The following is a 2500-nucleotide window of genomic DNA, read 5'->3' as shown; positions in this document are numbered from 1 at the left end:
GCCGCCAGCGTTCAATCTGAGCCAGGATCAAACTCTTTAGTTCGATCTTGAATTTTTTGCCCAACCTGTCACCAGGCCAGACCACTCATAAAACGGAATTGAGAAGATCATCACATTTCTGCGATACCTATCTCTTACTATTCCATGAGCGTTTGTTGACTCCAGGCTTAACACCCAGAGTCTGCAGGCAACTCGTCGCCTTCAAACGCCCACGCTTATCGGCTGTAGTTTGTTAATGAACCACTCGATCAAGACACCAGACCCGCTTCTCAGCACCGTCTTGCATCTCTTTCTTTTTACTGTCTGCCGCGATCAGCAGAGCCTCGTATTATGACACAGTTTTTGGTCAGTCGTCAAAATATTTTTTGACGACTCACAAGAAACCGGTCTTCAACCTGTCCCACCCTTCTCATTCGACCCCCTCTGCCAGAGAGCGAAACGCCCGTCGCCAGCACAGCGCTGGCAACGGGCGTTCGGTCTTATAAGAGCCTGACGATGACCTACTTTCACACGGGAATCCGCACTATCATCGGCGCTAAGTCGTTTCACTGTCCTGTTCGGGATGGGAAGGAGTGGTACCAACTTGCTATGGTCGTCAGGCATAACGGGTTGCCTTGCTGAACACCAGGTTCAACAAAGCGAATTCATAGAGTCTTATCAGCTTTTTTCGATTGCGCTACGTCTATTCACTTGAATGCGTGCATAAGAACAGTTGTATCTCACTGTATTCAGACACTCACCCTTGATCGATTTTCGATCAAAGTTATAGGGTCAAGCCGCACGAGCAATTAGTACTGGTTAGCTTAACGCATTACTGCGCTTCCACACCCAGCCTATCAACGTCCTGGTCTTGAACGACTCTTTAGGGGGCTCAAGGCCCCGGCAGATCTCATCTTGGAACGAGTTTCCCGCTTAGATGCTTTCAGCGGTTATCTCTTCCGCACTTAGCTACCCGGCAATGCCACTGGCGTGACAACCGGTACACCAGAGGTGCGTCCACTCCGGTCCTCTCGTACTAGGAGCAGGCTTCCTCAAATCTGCAGCGCCCACGGAAGATAGGGACCAAACTGTCTCACGACGTTTTAAACCCAGCTCACGTACCTCTTTAAATGGCGAACAGCCATACCCTTGGGACCGGCTACAGCCCCAGGATGAGATGAGCCGACATCGAGGTGCCAAACACCGCCGTCGATATGAACTCTTGGGCGGTATCAGCCTGTTATCCCCAGAGTACCTTTTATCCGTTGAGCGATGGCCCTTCCATACAGAACCACCGGATCACTATGTCCTGCTTTCGCATCTGCTCGACTTGTCAGTCTCGCAGTTAAGCACGCTTATGCCATTGCACTATCGTCACGATGTCCGACCGTAACTAGCGTACCTTCGAACTCCTCCGTTACGCTTTGGGAGGAGACCGCCCCAGTCAAACTGCCTACCATGCACGGTCCCCGATCCAGATAATGGACCTAGGTTAGAACCTCAAACACACCAGGGTGGTATTTCAACGTTGGCTCCATGTGATCTAGCGACCACACTTCAAAGCCTCCCACCTATCCTACACAGATCTGTTCAAAGTCCAATACAAAGCTACAGTAAAGGTTCATGGGGTCTTTCCGTCTTTCCGCGGGGAGATTGCATCATCACAAACATTTCAACTTCGCTGAGTCTCAGGAGGAGACAGTGTGGCCATCGTTACGCCATTCGTGCAGGTCGGAACTTACCCGACAAGGAATTTCGCTACCTTAGGACCGTTATAGTTACGGCCGCCGTTTACTGGGACTTCGATCAAGAGCTTGCACCCCATCAATTAATCTTCCAGCACCGGGCAGGCGTCACACCCTATACGTCCACTTTCGTGTTTGCAGAGTGCTGTGTTTTTAATAAACAGTCGCAGCCACCTATTTTTTGCAACCCATTCGTGCTCAGATGTTCTCATCACACTACTAGGGCACACCTTCTTCCGAAGTTACGGTGTCAATTTGCCGAGTTCCTTCTCCTGAGTTCTCTCAAGCGCCTTAGAATACTCATCTCGCGCACCAGTGTCGGTTTGCGGTACGGTCGTTGTTAGCTGAAGCTTAGTGGCTTTTCCTGGGACCTCGTTCAGTTACTTCAAGAGCAAGCTCTCTCGATCGACAGCCTCGGTATATGTGCGCCGGATTTGCCTAACGCACGCCTACTTCTGTCTAAACCGGCACTTCCAACCGCCGGATAACCTATTAAGATCCGTCCCCACATCGCACTAACAATCGGTACAGGAATATTGACCTGTTTCCCATCAGCTACGCATCTCTGCCTCGCCTTAGGGGCCGACTCACCCTACGCCGATGAACGTTGCGTAGGAAACCTTGCGCTTACGGCGAGCGGGCTTTTCACCCGCTTTAACGCTACTCATGTCAGCATTCGCACTTCTGATACCTCCAGCATCCTTTACAAGACACCTTCACAGGCTTACAGAACGCTCTCCTACCACTCACAGTAAACTGTGAATCCGCAGCTTCGG

At 51.0% G+C, this 2500-nt stretch carries 3 rRNA genes (2 of these 3 only partly in view); all 3 read right to left on the bottom strand.

Features of this window, described 5'->3' with window-relative positions:
• Positions 1-43, bottom strand: a 16S ribosomal RNA gene (locus AAHB17_RS16825); it reaches 1486 nt to the left of the window's first position.
• A 444-nt stretch (positions 44-487) separates the two neighbouring features.
• Positions 488-600 (bottom strand): 5S ribosomal RNA (rrf, locus tag AAHB17_RS16820).
• 167 nt (positions 601-767) lie between these two features.
• A 23S ribosomal RNA gene (locus AAHB17_RS16815) occupies positions 768-2500 on the bottom strand (it continues 1142 nt past the right edge of the window).

Source organism: Hydrogenophaga sp. OTU3427, assembly GCF_038440225.1.
Lineage (GTDB): Bacteria > Pseudomonadota > Gammaproteobacteria > Burkholderiales > Burkholderiaceae_C > Hydrogenophaga.
Note: the sequence above shows the minus strand (reverse complement) of the source record. Positions and strands in the feature narration are given on the sequence as shown.